This is a genomic window from Peribacillus sp. Bi96, assembly GCF_918698115.1.
In the GTDB taxonomy this organism is placed as follows: Bacteria; Bacillota; Bacilli; order Bacillales; family DSM-1321; genus Peribacillus.
Window position 1 is genome coordinate 1 of record NZ_CAKKLV010000024.1, and the last position, 21962, is coordinate 21962.

At 37.9% G+C, this 21962-nt stretch carries 22 protein-coding genes, 3 pseudogenes and 1 other annotated feature; of the genes and pseudogenes, 11 read left to right on the forward strand and 14 right to left on the reverse strand.

Annotated elements, in window-relative coordinates; all coding sequences use genetic code 11:
• Positions 1 to 515: FAD-dependent oxidoreductase (locus tag LQ203_RS22155; RefSeq protein ID WP_230161437.1), on the forward strand; the 515-nt coding region annotated here is incomplete at its 5' end.
• A 146-nt stretch (positions 516 to 661) separates the two neighbouring features.
• Here the strand turns inward: LQ203_RS22155 and hxlB are convergent.
• The 6 genes from hxlB to LQ203_RS22185 form a co-directional block, all read right to left on the reverse strand.
• Positions 662 to 1213, reverse strand: coding sequence for a 6-phospho-3-hexuloisomerase (gene hxlB / locus LQ203_RS22160; protein WP_230161438.1), 552 nt, complete (start codon positions 1211 to 1213; stop codon positions 662 to 664).
• Positions 1210 to 1842, reverse strand: a complete 633-nt coding sequence (gene hxlA / locus LQ203_RS22165; RefSeq protein WP_230161440.1) for a 3-hexulose-6-phosphate synthase — start codon at positions 1840 to 1842, stop codon at positions 1210 to 1212. The genes hxlB and hxlA overlap by 4 nt, the downstream gene beginning before the upstream one ends.
• Positions 1839 to 3128, reverse strand: a complete 1290-nt coding sequence (locus LQ203_RS22170; RefSeq protein WP_230161443.1) for an MFS transporter — start codon at positions 3126 to 3128, stop codon at positions 1839 to 1841. The genes hxlA and LQ203_RS22170 overlap by 4 nt, the downstream gene beginning before the upstream one ends.
• Entirely contained in the window at positions 3125 to 4081 is a 957-nt protein-coding gene (locus tag LQ203_RS22175; RefSeq protein ID WP_230161445.1) for a sugar kinase, read from the reverse strand. Before LQ203_RS22175 ends, LQ203_RS22170 begins: the two co-directional genes overlap by 4 nt.
• The gene (locus LQ203_RS22180; protein WP_230161447.1) at positions 4068 to 4838 is read right to left on the reverse strand and encodes a sugar phosphate isomerase/epimerase; all 771 of its coding nucleotides are present in this window, start codon (positions 4836 to 4838) and stop codon (positions 4068 to 4070) included. Before LQ203_RS22180 ends, LQ203_RS22175 begins: the two co-directional genes overlap by 14 nt.
• Positions 4839 to 4923: 85 nt before the next feature.
• Complete coding sequence (locus LQ203_RS22185) at positions 4924 to 5958, reverse strand: LacI family DNA-binding transcriptional regulator (RefSeq protein ID WP_230161449.1); 1035 nt, start codon at positions 5956 to 5958, stop codon at positions 4924 to 4926.
• 253 nt (positions 5959 to 6211) lie between these two features.
• Between LQ203_RS22185 and LQ203_RS22190 the strand changes: the two genes are divergently transcribed.
• From LQ203_RS22190 to LQ203_RS22200, 3 genes and pseudogenes are all read left to right on the forward strand, one after another.
• Entirely contained in the window at positions 6212 to 6451 is a 240-nt protein-coding gene (locus tag LQ203_RS22190) for a hypothetical protein (protein WP_230161451.1), read from the forward strand.
• 156 nt (positions 6452 to 6607) lie between these two features.
• Positions 6608 to 7687 (forward strand): annotated as a pseudogene (locus tag LQ203_RS22195) (CotH kinase family protein); the annotation flags it as partial.
• A gap of 51 nt (positions 7688 to 7738) precedes the next feature.
• Entirely contained in the window at positions 7739 to 8113 is a 375-nt protein-coding gene (locus LQ203_RS22200; protein ID WP_230161559.1) for an SET domain-containing protein, read from the forward strand.
• Between the two features lie 171 nt (positions 8114 to 8284).
• On the opposite strand, the gene argS is transcribed toward LQ203_RS22200, so the two are convergent.
• From argS to LQ203_RS22215, 3 genes are all read right to left on the reverse strand, one after another.
• Positions 8285 to 9958 carry an arginine--tRNA ligase gene (argS, locus tag LQ203_RS22205; RefSeq protein ID WP_290370632.1) on the reverse strand — a complete coding sequence of 558 codons (1674 nt, stop codon included), beginning with the start codon at positions 9956 to 9958 and terminating at the stop codon, positions 8285 to 8287.
• A gap of 39 nt (positions 9959 to 9997) precedes the next feature.
• Positions 9998 to 10216, reverse strand: a binding site (T-box leader).
• An 83-nt stretch (positions 10217 to 10299) separates the two neighbouring features.
• Positions 10300 to 10845 carry a response regulator transcription factor gene (locus LQ203_RS22210; RefSeq protein ID WP_230161455.1) on the reverse strand — a complete coding sequence of 182 codons (546 nt, stop codon included), beginning with the start codon at positions 10843 to 10845 and terminating at the stop codon, positions 10300 to 10302.
• Positions 10846 to 10932: 87 nt separating this feature from the next.
• Positions 10933 to 11964 carry a fatty acid desaturase gene (locus tag LQ203_RS22215; RefSeq protein WP_230161457.1) on the reverse strand — a complete coding sequence of 344 codons (1032 nt, stop codon included), beginning with the start codon at positions 11962 to 11964 and terminating at the stop codon, positions 10933 to 10935.
• 379 nt (positions 11965 to 12343) lie between these two features.
• On the opposite strand from LQ203_RS22215, the gene LQ203_RS22220 reads away from it, so the two are divergent.
• Positions 12344 to 12754, forward strand: a complete 411-nt coding sequence (locus LQ203_RS22220; protein ID WP_230161459.1) for a hypothetical protein — start codon at positions 12344 to 12346, stop codon at positions 12752 to 12754.
• Between the two features lie 80 nt (positions 12755 to 12834).
• Here the strand turns inward: LQ203_RS22220 and LQ203_RS22225 are convergent.
• Positions 12835 to 13093, reverse strand: a pseudogene (locus LQ203_RS22225) (DinB family protein); the annotation flags it as partial.
• Between the two features lie 333 nt (positions 13094 to 13426).
• On the opposite strand from LQ203_RS22225, the gene LQ203_RS22230 reads away from it, so the two are divergent.
• From LQ203_RS22230 to LQ203_RS22250, 5 genes are all read left to right on the forward strand, one after another.
• On the forward strand, positions 13427 to 13825 hold the full coding sequence (locus tag LQ203_RS22230) for a hypothetical protein (RefSeq protein ID WP_230161461.1): 399 nt from the start codon (positions 13427 to 13429) through the stop codon (positions 13823 to 13825).
• 101 nt (positions 13826 to 13926) lie between these two features.
• Complete coding sequence (locus tag LQ203_RS22235; protein ID WP_230161462.1) at positions 13927 to 14742, forward strand: hypothetical protein; 816 nt, start codon at positions 13927 to 13929, stop codon at positions 14740 to 14742.
• Positions 14743 to 14754: 12 nt separating this feature from the next.
• The gene (locus LQ203_RS22240; protein WP_230161464.1) at positions 14755 to 15489 is read left to right on the forward strand and encodes a hypothetical protein; all 735 of its coding nucleotides are present in this window, start codon (positions 14755 to 14757) and stop codon (positions 15487 to 15489) included.
• Positions 15490 to 15500: 11 nt separating this feature from the next.
• Entirely contained in the window at positions 15501 to 16127 is a 627-nt protein-coding gene (locus tag LQ203_RS22245) for an ATP-binding cassette domain-containing protein (RefSeq protein ID WP_230161466.1), read from the forward strand.
• Positions 16120 to 16635: a hypothetical protein gene (locus LQ203_RS22250; protein ID WP_230161469.1), complete on the forward strand. Its 516-nt coding sequence runs from the start codon at positions 16120 to 16122 to the stop codon at positions 16633 to 16635. Before LQ203_RS22245 ends, LQ203_RS22250 begins: the two co-directional genes overlap by 8 nt.
• A gap of 546 nt (positions 16636 to 17181) precedes the next feature.
• Here LQ203_RS22250 and LQ203_RS22255 read toward each other — a convergent pair.
• A pseudogene (locus LQ203_RS22255) lies at positions 17182 to 17268 on the reverse strand (damage-inducible protein DinB); the annotation flags it as partial.
• Positions 17269 to 17654: 386 nt separating this feature from the next.
• Between LQ203_RS22255 and LQ203_RS22260 the strand changes: the two are divergent.
• Positions 17655 to 18953, forward strand: coding sequence for a LysM peptidoglycan-binding domain-containing protein (locus LQ203_RS22260; protein WP_230161470.1), 1299 nt, complete (start codon positions 17655 to 17657; stop codon positions 18951 to 18953).
• A 34-nt stretch (positions 18954 to 18987) separates the two neighbouring features.
• Here LQ203_RS22260 and LQ203_RS22265 read toward each other — a convergent pair whose 3' ends face one another.
• From LQ203_RS22265 to LQ203_RS22275, 3 genes are all read right to left on the reverse strand, one after another.
• The gene (locus LQ203_RS22265) at positions 18988 to 19884 is read right to left on the reverse strand and encodes a DMT family transporter (protein WP_230161472.1); all 897 of its coding nucleotides are present in this window, start codon (positions 19882 to 19884) and stop codon (positions 18988 to 18990) included.
• A 282-nt stretch (positions 19885 to 20166) separates the two neighbouring features.
• Positions 20167 to 20370 (reverse strand): zinc ribbon domain-containing protein, encoded by a 204-nt coding sequence (locus LQ203_RS22270; protein ID WP_230161474.1) that lies wholly within the window; start codon positions 20368 to 20370, stop codon positions 20167 to 20169.
• Positions 20371 to 20963: 593 nt separating this feature from the next.
• Positions 20964 to 21290 carry a hypothetical protein gene (locus LQ203_RS22275; RefSeq protein ID WP_230161476.1) on the reverse strand — a complete coding sequence of 109 codons (327 nt, stop codon included), beginning with the start codon at positions 21288 to 21290 and terminating at the stop codon, positions 20964 to 20966.
• Between the last annotated feature and the right edge of the window lie 672 nt (positions 21291 to 21962).

Below are 21962 nucleotides of genomic sequence, written 5' to 3' on the forward strand. Positions count from 1 at the left end.
TTGAATTCTTGACAGGCCTTCCTGTAACAGGTGTTAAAGGTAATCAAATCGAATTGAAAGATGGACAAACGATCACAGCCAATACGCTTGTTTGGACAGGCGGAGTTGCAGCCCTTCCTATCGTTGGCGAATCCGGCCTTGAAGTCGATCGCGGCAAAGCAGCCGTTAATGAGCACCTGCAATCCAAATCTCATAATGACGTATTCGTTGTCGGTGATAGTGCCCTTGCTTTCCCTCCAGAAGGCGGCCGTCCATACGCACCAACTGCCCAAAACGCATGGCAAATGGGTGAGCTTGTTGGATACAACCTATATGCAGCCTTTGAAGGCAAAAAACTTGAAGAATTTTCACCTGTAAACTCAGGTACACTTGCAAGCCTTGGCCGTAAGGATGCAGTGGCAACCGTTGGGGCTAATAACACTTCCCTAAAAGGTCTTCCTGCTACATTGATGAAAGAAGCAAGTAATGTTCGCTATTTATCACACATCAAAGCCCTATTCAGCTTGGCTTATTAATTTATTGTAGTATGTGACATGCATGCATTGACATGTCCGCGGTAAATGCCCTTTATCCCCGATTTCACCGGGATAAAGGGCTCTTTTTTATTGAATTAATGAAGCGCAAAAAGGCGGGCACTCAATGAAGAGAACCCGCCTATATTTCACTCTACATTACTATGCTTGGAATAAGTCAGCTCATGGCTTATGGACTGGGTTAATGAATAATCCAAGCATACTGAATCACACAAAACATGTACGCACTGATCAAACAATGAGCTTAACGGCTGGATGCTTTTCGTTTCATGGCCCAAGCGATTTTTCGTTGCTGCCGGAATCAACAGGATCTCATGAGAAGCATGCGCTAAATCGGATTGATCATTCGTAGTGATGGAAAACACCCTGCATCCAATTTCCCTGCCTTTTTCCGCAACCGAAATCACACTCTTCGTCGAGCCGCTCCCGCTAATGGCTATGATTAAATCGCCTTTCGCTATTGAAGGAGTAATCGTTTCCCCGACTACATAAACATTCAAACCAAGATGCATCAATCGCATCGCAAAGGCTTTAGCCATGAAGCCCGACCTTCCCTCACCTACAATGAAAACCCTCGTCTCAGACTGTAAATGCTTTAGGAGCAAGTCCGTTGCCCCTTCATCCATTTTGTGAAATACACCGTTCACTTCCTCTAAAATAACCGCGATTTCTTTTTTCAAACTTCATTCACACCTTTCTCCCTATTCATCGTTTCCTTAAAAAGACGGGCAGCTTCTGCTGGATCTTTTGCTTTTGTGATTGCCGAACCAATTATAATGACATCCGTGCCCTTCCTGATCATTTCAGGCAACGATGAAAGAGTGATCCCCCCTGCTGCCGCTCGCATGAATCCAGTATGATTTCTCATATTGATCATGACTTGATCTTTGTTCTCCTGGCTATCCTTGCTTACATGCTCACAGAATATCGCCTGATTGTAAAACCGTAATTGTTCAAGCCGGGAATCGGAAACATTCAATAAGTCAATCATGATTCTCCCTTTGTATTCACGTGCTTTTTCCAGGCATTTTTGGATGGTTACATCAGTTGCAGCCCCCATCACCGTGGCTACATTTGCTCCGCCTTGAAAGCAAAGGTCCATTTCGTAAGCCGCATTGTCCATCGTCTTCATGTCTGCAACGATTTTTTTATTAGGAAAGTGATTTCTCATTTCTTTAATGCTATTCATGCCGAACTCTTTTATTAGGGAAGTGCCCACTTCAATCCAATCAACCGAGGATTCCACTGTTCGGGCCATTTCAATGGCTTCTTCCATCTTCATTCGGTCCAATGCCAGCTGGATTATCATGACGAAACCACCTCCACTTGCATGACTGATGTAACCGCTGGCTTTTTAACCATCAATGTGAGTACCGCTGAAATCAATAAAGATCCCGCCATGAAAACATAGGATGCGCCAGGCCCTCCAGTCAATCCATTTAAATATCCGACGAAATAGGCACCTACAAATGAACCAAGTGCCCCCATGCTATTAATCAGGGCCATTGCTCCGCCAGCCACATTCCGTGGAAGGATTTCTGGAATGATGGCAAAGAAAGGTCCATAAGGGGCATACATCGCACCGCCAGCAATGACCAACAGCGCATATGAAAGCCAGAAATTCGATGTACCGATCAAGAAGGAGCCGAAGAATGCGATTGCCCCAACAAGCAGCGATGTCCAAACGAATGTTTTCCGATTTAATGTTTTATCCGAAAAATAGGATAACGCCAGCATCGAAATGACCGCTAACAAGTAAGGTCCGGAAGAAAGCCAGCCCGTTGCAACAATATCCATATTTGACGCCTGCTTAATGATCGACGGCAGCCACATGACAAATCCATATACCCCAATGCTCCACATGAAGTATTGGATGCTAAGCAAAATGACTTGCTTTGACTTAAAAGCTTCTCTGTAATTTTTCACAGGTTTTAATGCTCTCTGTTCCTCTTGTAGGACAGCTTCCATATCTTTCTTTTCTTGATCGGTGAGCCACTTGGCATCTTTGGGACGATCATTCACGACCTTATACCAAATGAACGCCCACAGGACAGCTGGGAGCCCTTCAATGATGAACAGCCATCTCCAATCGAATGCCTTCAATAAGTAACCGGAAAGGATCGACATCCATAGTACAGTAACAGGATTCCCCAGAATCAAAAAAGTGTTGGCCCGGGAACGTTCTTCTTTTAGGAACCAATGGCTAAGGAAAACGAGCATCGCAGGCATAACAGCGCTTTCAACAACGCCAAGCAAGAAGCGAATTGGATAGAGCCATGCCACACTTGTTGCCATACCTGTCAATGTAGCAAGCCCCCCCCAGAGAATCAGGCTCCAGAAGATAAGAATCTTTGCACTTTTCTTTTCTGCATAATGTGCTCCAGGAACTTGGAAAAAGAAATAACCAAGGAAAAACAGGGCAGCCAGAAAGGAAGAAACACCTGCTGTGATATTAAGGTCTTCCCCCATCCCTCCCGCTACGCCAAACCCATAGTTGGCACGGTCGAGATAGGCAAGACTGTATGTGATGAAAACTAAGGGGATTAATCTCATCCACCTTTTTCTTGAGGCAACCTGTAATTGAGAGGTTTTCATGATTGAAGCACTCCTTTTTTCATAAAGTGTTCTAGCTCTTCCCTATTAGGAAGTCCCTCATGATCTCCAGAAGACATCACGGCTTTTGCTCCTATCGCATTTCCCCGTACAACAGCATCTTCATATGAAGACCCTTCCAATAATGCACTGATTACTCCGACAGCAAACCCATCTCCTGCTCCTACCGTATCAACTACTTTCGTGACAGCAAAACCCGGAACTTCTTTCCTTTCATTTTCTGTCGCAAAGTATGCACCTTCTTCCCCGAGTTTAATCACCACAAGCTTAACCCCCCGTTCGAGATAGTAGCTGGCAATATCCTCTTTGTTCCTGTACCCCGTAAGAATTTCACCCTCCTGCATTCCTGGAAGCATCCAATCAGCCTCCTCTGCAAACCGATTGATGACGCTGATCATCTCCCTTTCATTCGACCAAAGGGAGGGGCGCAGATTTGGATCGAATGATATGGTTACACCTGTTTGTTTCATATGATTCAAGACTTGCCACGACAACTCTCTGAAACTGCTGGAAATGGCTGGTGGAATCCCCGTTAAATGAAGGTGCTGAGTTATAGGGAGCCTCTCCAGCGGAAAATCCTCCAGGGAAATCTTACTGGCGCTTGAATTCTTCCTGAAGTATTCAACAACTGGATCCCCTTTGTCGACCTTCGATTTCAGCTGGAATCCTGTTGGATTGAGCGCATCCACTAAAACATGGGATACATCCAAGCCTTCGTTTGTTAGCGTTTTCAAAATCATGCGCCCGAATGAATCATCTCCCACCTTGCTCATCCATGCCGTTCTGATTCCTAACCTTGACAGACCAATGGCTACATTGGTTTCTGCCCCTGCCACATAACGTTCATAACGTAAGCAGTCTTCAAGGCTCCCTGGCTCATCCGCTATGAACATCGCCATTGCCTCTCCCATCGTCAATACATTAAGCTCGTTCATGGCTAACCTCCTGCTCCATTTTCAAAAGTGAAATATAGGTTTCTATATTTTCCAAGGTTACTGGGAATTCAATCGCTACTGGACAATTATCACTAAACCTTTCCAATAACTCCAATTCCTCAGGCAGAAGCGGCATAGATACCGGCTTTGTCACCCATTCCCCTTTCACCCTCTTTACTTGCTTCAAATGAATATAGGTTACATAACTCGCTAACTCTTGTGCTGCCTTCATCGGTACCTCTTCTGTATACAGCCAGTTGCCCGTATCAAACGTCAATTCTATCGGAATATCCAACTTTTCGGTACGGCTCAGGAAATGAGCGATTGTATTTACGTTTCCACCGGCAAGCGTTTGATCATTCTCGATCGTGATCTTTAATTCACCATTTTGCAGATTTTCCTCCAAGATCTCATTTACTTGAGTCATATCCGTTTCCGTGAAGTCGTAGTGTCCTAGAGGCAGCTTTAACAATTTTGCCCCGAGTTCATCAGCTTCCCTAACCAATTGCTTAAAGCCTAGTTCATTCATTTGAAGGTTAGATCCGATCAGGAATTCAGGAGCGGAATAATAAATGTCTAAGTTAAGCTCCCTGCAGAGGGTACCCAATTCTTTTAACGAATCATCCGGGGTCAATAGCTCTTTTCTGATTTCGATTCCATCTGCTCCAGCGTTTGCAATTGCTTTTATGATTTCAAGATGTCCGAGCGTTTGAACCCTTTCCATCGGTATTGAATTCATGCATACAAAGACTTTCATATTATTCCTCCTAATGAATGTGTTCTCACAAAAATGGTACCGGTACCATTTTTGTGATTAATAAAGTCTTCCATGCTAAGAAGACTTATTTCTGTATATAAGGCGTCGTTTGTCTTACATTCAATTTCGCTTGATACGCCATTGTCTGGGCTGGGGAAACTTGTCCATTAATACGGCGCAAGATCATTTCCATGGCGGCGACCCCGATTTGGTATGTAGGCTGTTCAATCGTTGTAATGCCCGAATAAACAATGGCACTCCAATCTGGATTATCAAAGCCCATCATCGCTAAATCTTCCGGAACCGACAATTTCTTTTCTTGTAAAAGTAAAATTAACTTTAATAGCACCACGCTATTTGCAGTCAATATCACACGTGATACACCTTCAGAATCATCTAAAAAATGCTGGAGCTTTGACTCGACATCATGTAAATCGTCGACATTTACCTCATACACATCTTTTGAACTCGGATGACTGTGGCTCATCAATGTTTGCTGAAAGGATCGCCGCCGTTCATACCTCGTGCTAACCTTGCTTGCTGGTTCGCTGAAAAACGCAATTTTCTCATAATTTTGGCCAACCAGATAATTGACCGCTTGTGTAGTCGCCTGGATATTATCCAATCCTACCGTATCAATTTCAAGATCTGGCACTTTCCGATCAAGCAGGATGATCGGTGTCTTTTGGTCTTGCATCTGTTTTAACATGTCGTGATTTCCACCAGTCGTATGAATGATAAGCCCGTCGATTCGATGGGATAGAAGCATATCGAAATATCCTCTTTCCTTCTCCGGGTTATTATCCGAGTTGCAAATCATCAGATTATAACCATTTTGGCTGCATATATCTTCAGCCCCCCGAAGGATGGCCGTCGTATATGGATTGTTGATGTCCGCCACGATGATTCCAATCAAATAACTCTTATTGCTTTTGAGCCCTCTGGCCATGGTGTTTGGACGGTACTCCATTTGGTTGATTGCCAACTCGATTTTCTTACGTGTTTTGTCAGAGAGTTCATTATATCTCCCCCCTAAATAGCGGGAAACAGAAGTCTTGGAAACCCCCGCTTCTCTAGCGACATCGTAAATTGTAACTTTTGAATTTTCTCGTTTTACCATTTCATTCATCCATTCGCGAATTTTGGAACCGGTTCCATTTTTATAAATATTAACACATTACCAATGAATGTCAATCGATTTTATTCATATTCCTGCCTTTTGATTTAAAAGCAGGAAAAAGTGCTTTCCTTCCGTTCCGTTCCTCCATTCTATAAACCTCTTGTCATCAGGCCCCCTCCGAAACCCCTCTCCGCTATTTTTATTAGCCCGTTTGTCGTTAACAGACGCTCAAGTAAGTACGATACTGCATATCATGAAATTAACCTTATTAAAGGAGGGGTCCGTATGCCGAAAGGGAAAAAAGGAAAAGGCGGCTCATCTGGCAGCAGCAGCAGTGGAAGCCATAGTGGCAGCCACAGTAGTAGCCGCAGCCATAGTGGCAGTAAATCCACTGGACATAAATCCACTGGTAGCACTTCAACTTCAACTTCTACTACTACTTCTACTTCAAGTACATCCACTGGAAGTGGGAAAAAAAGAAGAAGATAAATAGTTAAACCTTAACATGGTTCAACTTGATCATTCTCCGATTGATCAAGTTGAATTTTTTATTCATTACTGATGTAATTTCAAACGAACAATTCCCTGCTCAAAATCGTTTTGGATTGCCATAAAACAGCTTATAGAAGAAAGGAAGGAAGGTGAGTGTATGTCTTATCATATTCCATCTTATTTCTTAACGATAGAAGAAGATGATCTAGAAGATTTACGTGCGGACGTATGGAGTAATGACCCCATTCCCGCCTATTTGAAAGTGGAAAACGACATTTTTGATATCGATATTGCCTATCGGGGCTCTTATACCCGTAAATTCCGGAAAAGATCCTATTGGATTGATTTCATCGAGCCAGAAAGATTCTTTGACGCCCATAAAATCCATCTCAATGCCGAATACAGAGATCCTTCCCTCATCCGCAATAAACTCTCACTCGATTTCTTCCAGGACCTTGGAGTTCTTTCCCCTAATAGCCAACATATCAATTTATACCGAAATGGCTCTTGTAAAGGCGTTTATTTACAATTGGATTCTGTCGATGAGTTTTTTTTAGAAAAAAGAGGGCTTCCTGCAGGCCCCATTTATTATGCAGTCAACAATCATGCCAACTTTTCATTGGAAAGGGATGGGAAACCTAAAGACTCCCTTGTGTCAGGGTATAAACAGGCGTTTGGTAAACCTGACGACGATGAATTCCTTATTGAATTGATCAAAAAAATCAATACCACCCCTCTTGCAAAATTTCCGGAAATAATCTCGCAGCATCTTGATATCCATAAATACTTACACTGGCTGGTGGGAGCCGTCTGCACCATGAATAACGATGGTTTTACCCATAATTATGCACTATATCGCAATAGTGAAACGAAGTTGTTTGAAGTCATTCCTTGGGATTACGATGCCACTTGGGGACGCAAAGTCAGTGGCGGGATCATGGAGCACACATATGTCCCTATCGGAGGAAAACAGACAAATCACCTTAATAATCTGCTTTTGAAGGTTCCGGAATACCGTAAGTTCTACAAAGACCTCTTGGTTGAAACAATGGAAACCACATTTACCGTGGATTATATGGAAAATAAAGTATTATCACTGCACCAGGGCATACGCCCACACATCCTTCTTGATCCATATAAAAAGAATAAGGTTGATCTATTCGACAAAGAGCCGGAATTCATCTTCGAATTCATTCGCAAACGAAGTGATTACTTAAATAAGCACCTTGGTGACCTAGATGAAACAAAACTGAAAGCCAAGCAAGACTGGAAAAAAGCAATTGAGGCCGTGTCACCAATCTGCATTAAAAATACGGGGAAATATGGCAGGGGAATATATGCGACAAGGGATATTAAAAAGGATGAGCTCATTGAGGCATCACCTGTAATCTTTTCACCGAAAAGCGAATGGAAATATTTAAAGAAAACATCACTCTTTTATCACTGTTTTCATTGGGGGGACGAGGATACTGCCATTGCCTTAGGGAATGGCTCGCTATTCAATCATTCATACACTCCAAATGCGACATTCGATAATAATTTAGAAGATGTAACAATAGACTTTTATGCACATGAAGATATAAAGGCCGGCGAGGAGATCACGATCAATTACAACGGTGAAATTGATGATAAATCCGCTTTATGGTTTGATGTCATCGAATAGTGAATTGATTAAAAATATCTAAAAATGCTGCATTGTAATAAAAATTGCTTCAATAGAATTAAAAGAATCCATTTTGAAAAAAGAAGATCAAAATGGATTCTTTATTGTGATTTTTGTATACAGTTTTATAAACGTTATCGCCCCTATTCGGTATGCACGGGCATGTTAACTTTACATTTTCTTTGGCGCTGAAATTCCTAATAACCTTAGCGCATCCTTTAATACAATGGCTACGCAAAAAGCGAACGAAAGCTTCATTTGTTTCCACTCATCGTCGACTAAAACTTTCGTATGTGCATAATACTTATTGAATGCACGTGATAACTGCAAGCTGAATTTCGCAATTTGTGATGGATCTGCTTGTTCAAATGATTTTTGAACAATGATCGGGAACTGCTCAAGCAGTTGGACGACAGACCACGCATACTCTCCTAAAGCATCAAATTGGATTGCCTGTTCCTTAAATTCACCTTTTTCAAGCAATGATGAAATTCGTGCAAAGGTGTACTGCACATATGGACCTGTTTCCCCCTCAAAATTCATCATTTGCTCTAATGAAAAGTCAATATCGTTCATGCGATAATTTTTTAAATCATTGAAGATTACCGCTCCGACACCGACCTGCTTCGCAACCAGTTCTTTCTGTTCAAGCGCGTGATTTTTTTCTTCAATATTGCGCTTCGCTGTTTCAATTGCCTCTGCCAATACATCCGCAAGCAGCACAACTTTCCCTTTACGTGTCGACATTTTCTTACCGTCTTTTAACATCATGCCAAAAGCTACGTGTTGTAAATCTTTTGACCAATCATACTGCATTTTCTCAATGACATTAAAAAGCTGTTTAAAGTGCAGTGATTGTTCGTTTCCTACAACATAAAATGTCTTCTTCGCATCATAATGTTTTTTACGATACATGGCTGCAGCTAAATCACGTGTGGCATACAGTGTCGCCCCGTCCGTTTTTGTAATCAAACAAGGAGGCATATCTTCCATTTCCACAACATAGGCTCCTTCAGATAAGGAAAGTAAGCCCTTTTCTTTTAGTTCCTCGACAACCGCTTCCATTTTGTCATTGTAATACGCTTCACCTGCATAGGAATCAAAACGAATGCCTAATACATCATAAATCGTTTCAAATTCTTTTAGAGACGCATCCCTGAACCATTTCCATAACGCGCGTGCTTCTTCATCTCCATCTTCCAGCGACTTAAAGCTAGCCCTTGCTTGCTCGTTCAACGATTCATCCGTTTCTGCTCTTTCATGGAACTTCACATAAATTTTCAATAATTCTTGAATCGGGGAAGCTTCGATTGCCTCTTTGTCTCCCCAAAGCTTATAAGCGACAATCAATTTACCAAATTGCGTGCCCCAATCCCCTAAATGATTAATACGCACGGCCTTGTAGCCATTTTTTTCAGCGATGTTAGCCAGTGCATTCCCTATGACTGTTGAGCGTAAGTGCCCCATGGAAAACGGCTTGGCAATATTCGGGGATGAATAGTCAATCACGACATTCTCTTGTAGAGGCTGCTTTGAACCATACTGATCCTTTTCACTTAATATGGTTTGCAGCACATTTTCCGTCACCCTCTGTTGATTGACGAAGATATTTACATAACCGCCCACTACGTTCACTTCTTGAATCAAATTACTGTTTAATTGATGGGCTATTTCAGTCGCAATCACTTGAGGCGATTTCCTTAGTTTTTTTGCAAGTGTAAAGCATGGAAATGCTACATCCCCTAATTCCGTGAATTTTGGCTTTTCCATTAATTTTTCTATTTCACTTGCTGGCAATTCATTGTGTAATGCAGTTGATATTAATGCTGCAATTGGTTTATTCATCGTCATTTCCCTCCTAAACAAAAAAGCTCCCGTCTCTAAATAAGAGACGAGAGCATAGATTCCCGTGGTACCACTCTAGTTGCCACAAATTGTGACCACTTTCCATTGTTAACGAGGTGCCTCCCCGATGTTCCCTACTTAACGTTTCAAGAAATTTCTCCAAAGTGCGCTTCATTCATTTGTCCTGCATTAGGCTCACACCATCCCTAACTCGCTTTCCATTTCAAAATGAACTACTCTCTTTATCACAGAATTTTCAATATATAATTGAATTTATAGTACACAATTTAAAAAAGCGTGTCAACATCATATAGATGAACTTCTATAAAGAATGTTCATCCCTAACCTGCTGGTAACTTCATTTTTTCCTTGATGGTGGAAAAATATTTTCTTACGGTCCCAATCGTTTTACTTGGCTGATCAGATGGTTCAATTGTGGTTTGACCATCGGCTAACAGACCTAACACTCCCATTTCCCGTTGTTTATTGTTTGAAGTATCATCAATAAGCTCGGGCGAGTATATTCGCTTGCCATCCATTATGCCGCGAATCGAGCAGGCTAACTCGTCACTTGGGCTATCCTTCAATAAAAAGCCCCTAACATTAGCGTTTAAAGCACGCTGAAAATAACCAGACCTTCGAAAAGTCGTTAAAATGATTACTTTATAATCAAATGACTTCAAAGCTTCAGCAGCCTCAAGCCCGCTCCTTACAGGCATCTCCATATCCATAATACAAACATCAGGCTGTAAACGATGTATAAGAGCAATTGCTTCGTCTCCATTACTGGCTTTCCCGACAATTTCTATATCTTCTTCAAGATTGAGTAGAGAACTAATTGCCTCTAACAGCATTTCCTGATTCTCTGCAATGACAATTCGAATCATTTTAAGTTCTCTCCTTTATCGAGTCGCTTATATGAAGCAAAGACTCCCCCAAATCCTAGGATTATGAAGAGAGTCCGAATGGCAGAATTATAGTTCAGATTTCACTTGAACGGGAACACTTTTTTTCGTTAAATACTTTATGTCTTTAAAACCAACAAAATTCTTGTTTTTCTCATCCCACAAACGGAAACGGAGCGACTGTAAGCTTGTAGCAAGAGTAATCGTTGGTACGTTCTTTAAAGGCTCTGTATGATTATGTGCATTTTCCAGTTTATAGTTAGGTACCCTTGGACTTAAATGGTGAACATGATGGTAACCGATATTACCAGTAAGAAACTGCATCAGTTTTGGGAGCTTATAAAAAGAACTTCCTTCCACTGCTGCTAACACATATTCCCACTCCTCATTTTCCTCGAAATAAGAGTCCTCAAATGTGTGCTGGACGTAAAACAGCCAAATGCCCACTGAACCAGAAATCATGAAAATGGAACCTTGTACCAGAAGGAACGACTGCCAGCCTACTGCCAAGCAAAGCAATGCCACTAAAGCAACGATTAATGCATTCGTCAAATACGTATTCATTTTTTCCTTTTTTCTAGCACCTTTTCGGTTAAATCTATTTTTAAGAAGGAAAACATAAATTGGTCCCAAACCAAACATCACCAATGGATTGCGATAAAAACGGTAGGCAAAACGAAGTTTAAGCGGTGCAGCCAAATATTCATCCACCGTTTGGGTCCAAATATCTCCTGTACCCCGCTTATCCAAATTACCACTTGTAGCGTGATGCACAGAATGCTCATGTCCCCATTGATCAAACGGGAATAAAGTCAAAACACCCATGATCGTACCGACTACTCTATTCGCACGGCGGCTTTTGAAAAATGAATGATGTGTACAATCATGGAAAATAATGAATATCCTTGTCAAGAAACCAGCAGCCAACACAGCTGGAACTAAAGTTAACCAATAAGAAACGGAAAGACTTATATATGCTAGGTACCATAAAATAATGAACGGCCCCAAGGTATTGATGATCTGCCATATACTTTCCTTTGTCGTTGATTGTTCAAAAGGAGCAATTTGTTTTCTCAAGTTCTTCGTATTTTGCACGGTCATAAGTCAATTGCACTTCCTTATATTTGTCGTTATTTCATATTATACAGAAAGCAACCTGAAATTATTAGTACCAGGTGTCATGACTAGAAGATGACAAATGTCATGTACAAGTATTTTCAACGGAAAACCCCACCAAAAAATGATAAAAGGCCTAAACTGGCTAGATGTTCATACGAATAGGACGGTATAGTTCCAACAAATTAATCTTCATTTGGAAGGATTTTTTCTTATCAAAGAAAGCTTAAAAACGAAAAACGTATAATTAACTGTCGTAAATCTCGAGGGATTTTAAAGAGAGGTTAATTATAAAATAAAGCTACTTATGATAGGCTTGGACTATTAATATTTACCAGTTAAAAAACTGTAAAGGGGGATTAGTTTGGATAAGGAAATGGAGAAAATAATTGTAAAATCATTTTTCACCAAAAGGCTCCAAGATAGAATTCTGTTCGAATTGTCTTCAGCCAAGAAACGCAAGGATGCCTTAAGTCGCCTTTGTCATTCTTACAGAACAACTCTTCGTGAAGAATATATCATTGAGATTCCAAAACCTAATTCAGATCCAGTAGATATAGCTAAGTTACTAAAACAGAATGGTGCTGAAGATTCTTGTTATGTAATATCCTGGGATGAAGATATTGATGGTAAGGTGCTCCCCTTAATAACCGCCTTAGAAAAAGCTGTTGGAATGGGGATGCCATCAATCATATCCTGCATACCAAATAAACTCGCTTATTTTGAAGCTGAACAAGAAGTCCTTCCATCTCCAAGATTTTTACTAAAAAGATAACAATGAATAATTGCATACACAAATAGGACTACCAATTTTATAGTCCTATTTCCAGGTGAAATATCAACATTAACCTTTAGTTACTTTCCTTTTAAAAATAAATAAAGACCATAATCCGTCGAAGTAGAGGCATAACCCATTTGGCGCAACATGGCCGTGATATTGCCGCGGTGATATGTTCCATGATTCACGACATGCGGCTGGATTCTCAATTATAAGAGGCTTATCTATATTTTCTTTTTGGCTAAACAGCGATTTGTACCGCCCAGACAATTCAAAAAACATAACCTCCATTTCCTCTAATTCCTTTGACTCTGTTTGTTTCTTCAGTTGTTCAGATTATTCATCACAACGCGTTCAAAAAGCGCTGGTATTCGTAAATAAATGATCTAAATTTTAGTACTATCCTTCACGTTTTTGATAACTTTTTCAAAACCCCTACAAAAATTTCAAACGGAATAAAAATCCATATACCCTTTTACGTTAAAAATAGTTATTTTTGTATATTATCTTACGTTAAGTCGATATATAGTCCCTGTTCACTATCCATATTTTTAATAAAAACTGATGAAATTCAGACTTTTTACTTATTTTCTATTGCTATATTTCTGAATATTCAATATACTTACGTTGGTTGCAACCAATATATATAATTATTGGGAGGGATTTACATTGAAAAAATCAAAAGTTTTGTTAACAGTAGTTATATCATTAGGTATTCTGGGTTATTCGGGAACAGAAACAGAAGCTCAGCAAATAATAAGCTTCACTGGTTATGAAGTTACTTATTCTGGAGCTGAAAAGTATGCACCTTATTCAGAGAGACAAGCAAACAATAAAGGGGTAGTCAATCTAAGTAATGACACTGGTACTGCATGGATTACGGCAAACATGAAAAATTCTGATAATGTCTATAGAGGTGGAACAACTGTTCAAAGAGGAAAGAGAGCCACATTTACCGCTGTGAATGCCCAAGTAGGTTATAAATACAAATTAGGGTTAAGAAAAACAAATAATACTGGTGGAGGGAAAGTGACTATTAAAGGTTCTTGGTCTGCTAGTGGTGGTTAATCGTTAATTAAACATAGAGTATTGTTCAATATTTTATTCTTGGACAATATTCCTTTTTATCCAAGAATTAATTAAAGCTATTAGACACATCGGAGGAAATAATGTTACTTAGTAAATTTAAAATTAGAATTAGATATATGGCGTTAACATTCATTTTGTTGTTTGGAGGATTGACCCTTTCATGGGTGTTTGCTAGTTATTATTTTGAAATCATGACTATGGATTATAATGCCCCTGATTTAGTAGGGTCTAAAGAAGAAATTAGACACAATTTTCTAGCTGCCATTTCAACATGGGAAATTTTTGTCGATTCTTCCATGTTTTACTTAATTAATTTTATTCCAGTCCTATTTATATTACCTACCCTTGGGCTATTCACAGAGAAGAGAAGTCTATATGTTCTAGGAAGACATCGTTACCCATTAATTAGGAAGAATGTTTATAGAGATGTAATACAATATGTATTCCTGTCAACTTTAACTGTTGTTCTAACCTATTTATTTTTTTATTCGATAGGAGGAATCTTTGTTTACCGTAGCCTTGATAATATAGGAGGATTTGCTTCGATTTTACCTCAAAATTTTTATAGCAATCATCCTTATCTCTTCTTTGTTTTTATGGTATGTACCATCTATTTAAGTTTAGCCTTTGTTTTTAGTTTGTTAGCTGGTGCATTAGTTTTATTACTAGATCGAGAGTATAAGGTAATTCTTTTGATTTTAATCATATATTTTCTATATGGAAAATTAGGTGTATACACTCAGAGTGTTTGGTTTGACATATTTTCCAGCTTTACCGCATTTAATACCTTATATTCAACATTAGAAGTATTTCTGCCATTAGTTATTTTATTTATAATTTCGATTATATTACTGGTAGTTGGTGTAAATAAGACAGTTAAAAATCCTGAAAGTTAAAGGTCAAAAAAAGTGGCGATAAAAAACAATCTAATATTATTACTAACAGTCATGATATCTTCCGTTTTATTAGCCTTTATTAATTATATACAAGGCTATCAAAATATCATTATATATATGAGTGACTATAATAAATTGTTATCAGCTGAAGCAATTCTGGATCGGATATTTGTTAATAAAGACTTTGACCAGAATGAACATATGGAAGGAAATAGTGTTCTTCATTTCATTAGTCCATATACTTTTTATTTAGTTTCGATTTTTTGGGGTTCTATTTCTTTCATCATGATTAAAAAAACATACCATCAATTAGTATTTTCTCGGGTCAAACTGCAACGAGATGCTTTAAGAATAATTAGGGGGCCATATATTCTTAATGTAACTCTATTTGTACTTATATACGTTGGTTCAATTTTTATGTTCATTTTTTTAAATGATGTACTAGAATTTGATTATCCTGAGCAAATCATAAGACAATTTTTATTTTTTATCATTGCAAGTACTTTAATTTCCTTAGGACTTTCATCCATTATGTTTTACTTATATTTGAGATTCCAAGAAACTATTGCATTATTGATTGTTTTCATATTAATTTCAGCATTATTTATCATGGATTTGCAACTAAAGAATATTAGTCTTGTATTTATTAGTAAAGATTCTTATTTTTTTGGTGGGATGATTGTGGGAATTTTTTTAATTATTCTTTCACACGTATTACTACGGAACTTGAAATATAAAATTGTATAGGGAGCCATAACATGATTAAAGTAATAAATATTAATAAGAGCATAAGACATAACACAATTTTAAAAAATGTTTCCTTATCAATTAAGACAGGAATTTGTGTAGGGTTTATTGGTCCAAACGGATCCGGCAAAACAATGTTGTTAAAATCACTTTGTGGATTTACGGAAATTAATGATGGGGAGGTATGGGTTGATGGTAAACGAATCATTTTTAGTAAGACATATATTGAGAATGCTGGCATTATTATTGAACAACCTCCATTCATAAATTACTTAACTGGAATGGAAAATTTGAGTATATTAGCGAATATACAAAAAAAAATCACAAATGAAGATATACATCAATCCTTATATAAAGTGGGTCTAGCTGATGCAAAAGACAAAAAAGTGAAGGAGTATTCCTTGGGCATGAAACAACGTTTGAGAATAGCACAGGCTATTATGGAGAACCCAAATATTTTAGTTTTAGATGAACCTTTTAACGGATTGGATAAGAAATCTATTATAGAGATTCAAGAGCTGTTATTGGATTACAAAACGAATGGGGTCACTATTCTATTAACAAGCCATGATGATAGACAAATAAATTATCTTTGTGACCGAGTATATGAATTGAATGGGGGCGAACTAGTTGAATAAAATGTATGTTTGTATTCTCTTATCTGCATTATTAATAACAGCATGTTCTCCTTATGGAATTCAGGGAAACCCTAATTTAGATACTAACGATGCCACTTCTGAAGAAATAGCAGCTATGGAAAATATTAAAACTTTTTCAAAAACAGTGGCAGAATTTGAAAAATCGATTGTCAACAATGATAATCAAATGGTACTAATCAAAACAGAATCAGGTTTTAATACCAAAGATAATGCAATCCAACTTACTTATGATTCAACAGACGAAAAGAAGAATCTAGCCGACCTTTTTTTATTCGTTGATGAATCTAAAGATGACTTCCCAGATATTGAAGAGGAATTTACAGCTTTTTTAAAGATAGTTTTTCAATCATTAGAAATATCATATGATATAAGCGAGTTGATAGATAATTTAAAAGGTAATGATTTCCTAGGTATGAATACTGATGATGTTTCAATAGAAATAACTAATAATAGTGCAAATATTCAATTGGCTATCATACCAAAATAGGGGCATCTATCGATGTAAAGTGCTTATGGATGCCCTCTATTCCACTTAGGAGTTTTTTTGTTGCGACACTTGGCCTTATTTTTGTGCCCTTTGCTACGTTCGGACTAAGGCGTGAAGGCCCAAAAATACCGTAAGCTGAATTGATTTTAATATGATATCTCGATGAATTGTGATGATGCCAAAGGAAGAATTATTTGAAAATAAAACCTAAACAAACAAATTGAAATTGATATAAAACGTAAGCATTATGTTTTATTCACTTCACACATAAAATTTACCCTGCAAACAATTTAGTGAAAGTAACTTTTCCGGCCTTCTTGTCTATAGTTATCCTTTTGGCTTTCGGGAACTTTGATAATGCCGACTCGGTTCCTTTTCCAAAAATAGAATGAATTGATTTGGTTTATACCCTCTAGTGTAAAGTGCTGCAAGTAGAATCCATATAAGGTTGCCTTTTTCAATAGAGACAATGGCAGTTCTAGTCTTAGCGTATATCTCCGTTGTTAAATCATTATCCACAGGTAATATAAGGAGATACCCGTATTATTCCTTTGGAAGCTCTTTTAAGCGGTTGAAAATCTGTTTATTTGCCCATATGTTAAAATCATAAAACTGTAAGGCAAAATATGACATATAAAACCTCCCCTTCTACTTACAATTCAATTGTCCTTCATACGGAATAATTCGTCCCACACGAGGATTAGAAATGCCTTTCCACAATGTACCTCTATTTTATAGCGATTCTCCATAGTAAACTAGTAAAGTTAAAATTGACAATATTTAAGGAGAATAAAATAATAGTGAAAAAATTCTTTGGATGTCTTATTATGTTCTGCCTTCTTTGTATTTGTCTCTTTCCAACCAGTGGTAAAGCATCAAGTAATACCCAATACACAGGTTCTGTTAAAGCGGGCACTACAAAAGTTTATAGTTCTCCTAAACTAGGTTCCACTATACTAAAGACCTTAAAAAAGGGCGAGGAGTTTCCCATTACTTCTTCTGTCGTTGGGGATTCTGCGATGCCTATTATACATAAAGTAAAGACTGGAAACACATTATGGAAAGTAGCAAATCAATATGGAGTTTCAGTAAGTGAGTTACAGAAAGAAAACAAATTAACCTCTTCCGAAATTACTGTTGGCCAAAACCTGAAGATTCCCCAAAAATATAAGATTCATAAGGTTGTATCAGGAGATACATTATGGAAGATTTCTTCTAAATATGAGGTAACTACAAGTGATTTGACGAAATTAAATAACTTACGAACGGTTACCCTTAAGGTTGGTCAAAAATTGAAGATTCCCGATTATTACTACCAGGTTCAACTGCTTGGTGGTAAAAAGGGATGGATAAAGAAATCTCTACTTCAAAAAAAGAAGCAAAGCCTTATCGTCATGGGCTGGAAGCATAATGGATCGAAAGAAAACTACACCCAACACCTTAAACAACCTAATTTAAATGTAGTATCTCCTCGTTCCTATACGCTGAAGGATTCCGGTAATTTCGTTTCCGCTTCTGTAGATACAAATTACGTTCAATCCGCTCATAAACAAGGAAAACAAGTTTGGCAACTTATCGGTAATCAATTCGACCCTGTTTTAACAGGTTCTATACTAGGCAATACTAAAAAACGCCAGAAATTAGTTTCAGCTTTACGTGATTCGCTTGTAAAAACTAAAAGTGATGGAATAAATGTAGATTTTGAAAACATCGATCCAAAAAATAAGAAGGACTTTGTACTTTTCATAGGCGAATTAAAAAAGGCCCTAAAACCGCATGGAATTATAGTGTCTGTGGATGTCACCCGAGAAAATGACGACCCTTTTTGGTCAAAAAGTCTAGATAGGAAAGCACTTGGCAAAATAGCGGATTATATAATCATAATGGGTTATGACGAGCATTGGGGAGGGAGCCCAGTAGCCGGGTCCGTTTCCTCGTTACCTTGGATCAAAGAAGGAACTCAGCTTTTAATGAAAGAAGTACCTGCCCATAAAATCATATTGGCTGTACCATTTTATACGAGAGAATGGGTAACCGATTTATCGACCAAAAAAGTGAAAAGTCATGACCGTACCATGGCTGAGGTCAACAAAATCATTTCATCTCATAAACTTAAAAAGGTATGGGATAAAAAGGCTCAACAAAATTACGTGGAGTATACTTCCAAAGGGGAAAAGCATCAAATATGGATAGAAGATAAAAAATCGATGAAGCTCCGTATTGACCTGGTCAAACAAAATCATCTAGGCGGTGTATCTGCTTGGTACATTGGATCAGAAACCCCTGACATTTGGGATGTCTATCATTTTAATCAATAGATTGATACCTATTATTATATAAAGAAAAAAGGCCTCACATTGTGTGCGGCCTTTTTTGTATGACATCATTTTCAATCGGTCCTGTCGTCTTAAGTGAATAGAGCACCCCAATAAATATCAATGAAATACCCAAGATTTGAATCCTGTCCGGTTGAAATCCTGAAAGCAGAATATCTAAAAGGATGGCCACTGCCGGATCAACAAAAATCATGAAAGATACTACATTTGTAGGTAAGTGACGGATACTATTAAAAAACAGCAGATACACGACGCCTGTATGGATGATGCCAGTAAGAACCGTATAATACCATTCGAAAGATTGCAGGGTTGTGTATACTGAAAAATCGACAAAAGGAAGCAGTAATAGAATTCCAATGAACATTTGCAGAAAAGTGGTGGCAAATACACTGGTCTGTGTAATGCTCTTTCCTAAAAGCATGGTTGCCGCGTAGAAAAATGCAGCAATGATTCCATAAATGATACCTTCCCATTCAGGAGTTGATGATCGGAATCCATCTGTTCCCATAATGAATAATGTGCCAATAAAGCAAAGTGAAATTGCCAGGATGGAGAATAAACTCATTTTCTCCCTGAAGATGAAGCTCCCTAAGATGAGTACAATGATCGGGGCTAAATGATAGAGTGAAATGGCTATTGTCACGGATATCAGTTCGAAAGATTTAAAGAGGAATATCCAGTTTAACAAGTTGGACACGGCGCAGAAAATGATGAGCATTACCTCTCTGAAATTCCATATTTCGTTCTTGAAATGTCCTGTAATCATCCATGTTGCACATAAGAATATCGCAGCACAAATGCAGCGAACAAAAACCAATTCCAATGCAGGAAGTCCTGAGAGTTCTGAAAAGAAACCGACAGAACCAAAGATTGTCATGGCTAGAGACAGTTGAAGAAGTGCTATTTTATTCATTTAATTTCCCCTCATAGAATTCCCATTTTTTACATTCATATTATCATTTCTCGGGCATACCGTCACGAGTGATGATATTCGCCCACATTTGATCTGGAATCATTAATGTACACCTGCTGTCGCGCGGCAAGGTTGTCATGAAGTCGTCTAAAGGCCTTTCACCCGTCGCAAAGGAATTTTCAAAAGTCGTTCAAGACCATTTCCTCGGGTAATGAGCTGACATAATGAAGAAAAAACAAGAATCCCCTTTTCATGAAAAAGGGGATTCTTTTCGTGCAGTGATCATCCAAAGAATAGATCCAGCAGATTACTGCCTGCCGATGATTGCTTATTATAAAACTCCGAATAACCGCAATTCTTGCAATACACAACCGTAAATTGATTATTCTGGACATCGAACATTTTTGACAATCCTGTTCCTGTCATGGCTACATCCTTCTTAGTAGCATCATTGCTTCCACATTTCATGCATCCTTTTTCATTCATGATCCTTCATCTCCCAATCTATAAATAATAACGCCTCTAAATACCGGAGCAACCGCGAACAGCCAACACCGTACATAATGAAATATACGGATAAAGTAATGAATGGTTTCAGTCTTTATGAAAAAATTGGAAATCCCATTAGGCGTTGTATTTATCGGCCCCCCCTTAAGCTTTATCGTAGGCAAAGCATATCTGGTTCGTACTGGGAGGGGATTTTCCAACAGTTGCTTTTCATTAGGGGATATTTTACTTTTTAACCATTTGTAGTATCCACTTCTTGATACATCTGCAATTTTGCATAATAATTGAATAGGGTAGTATTTCTTGGACATTTCCCTAATTACCACAACCTGCTCGTTTACATGAAATTCAATGCTTCCACGATTCCGTTAACGAATAATGAAATGATGGTTAAAACTGAAGGTGGCTCCATCCATACTCATTGCACCTATCGAAACATAAAAAACCCCGGATAAGGGACACTTTTTTATATGTGTCCCTTATCCGGGGGATAGTTCAAATGGTATTTTTGTTATAAGATTAATTTTAGATAAGCAGTTATAAAACTGCACTTAAAATACTGTTGACAATATTTAACTCGTAATTACTGTTAATAGCATAAATATTACAAAACCTACATATAGCCCAGTTTTCTTTTTACTATCAGGTTCATCTTCAAATTTTCTCACAAGTAGCCACATTACTGACATTCCTATAGCAAAAAAGTAATGTATTGCATTCCAAATAGAATCTTCATCTTTTCCTAAAATCGCATATAAAATTATACAACTGCTTAATACGACAATAACACCAAACGCAATTTTTTGAAAAATACTATTCTTAATAAAACGATCACTTGAATTAGCAATTAATAGAATCCCAATAAGAACTAGGACACTATAAAATAAAAAAGTATTCATATACATCTAACCTCAACTTAATAGAATTTAATATACTCGTAATTCTTTGTTTTCCCGAATACTTTCTGAATTTAAACAAAATATTTCCTCCAATTCCAATTGACTCCGACTGATTATACATCGGTAAATATATCTAGTAAATTAGTAAAAATATCAGAACATTTACAAAATAAAACAAAATATAGATACTTATCAACCATTACGAAAAGGGCAGCTAAGTAATAATGAATTTTATATAATCATAAGAGATTAGGTTAAAATACCTGTTATTGGTAAAATAACTCAATTTATATACTTATCGGGTATTCAAAATTATTGGAATAAAATTTGAAGTAACGACAATTTCCGAAGAACTTTTCAGTTTTCAAACAATATGGAGATTCGCTTTACAAGTTTTAGAGGGAGATTTTAAGGGGAAAGAAGCTGCGAAATAACAGTGCTACCAAATAACTAACACAGTCGATTTCTAATATTAGTAATCTCAGAAAAGAGCTGCCTCTCCGTTAGTAAGACTGATGATTTTTTCAATTTGCGAAAACAAAAAAAACGACACTTCATCTGGAAGAACTATTTGGCATGGGGTCGAATTATCAGCGTGTAGGTCGAATTATTCCGCGTGTAGGTCGAATTATCGGCGTGTAGGTCGAATTATTCCGCGTGTAGGTCGAATTA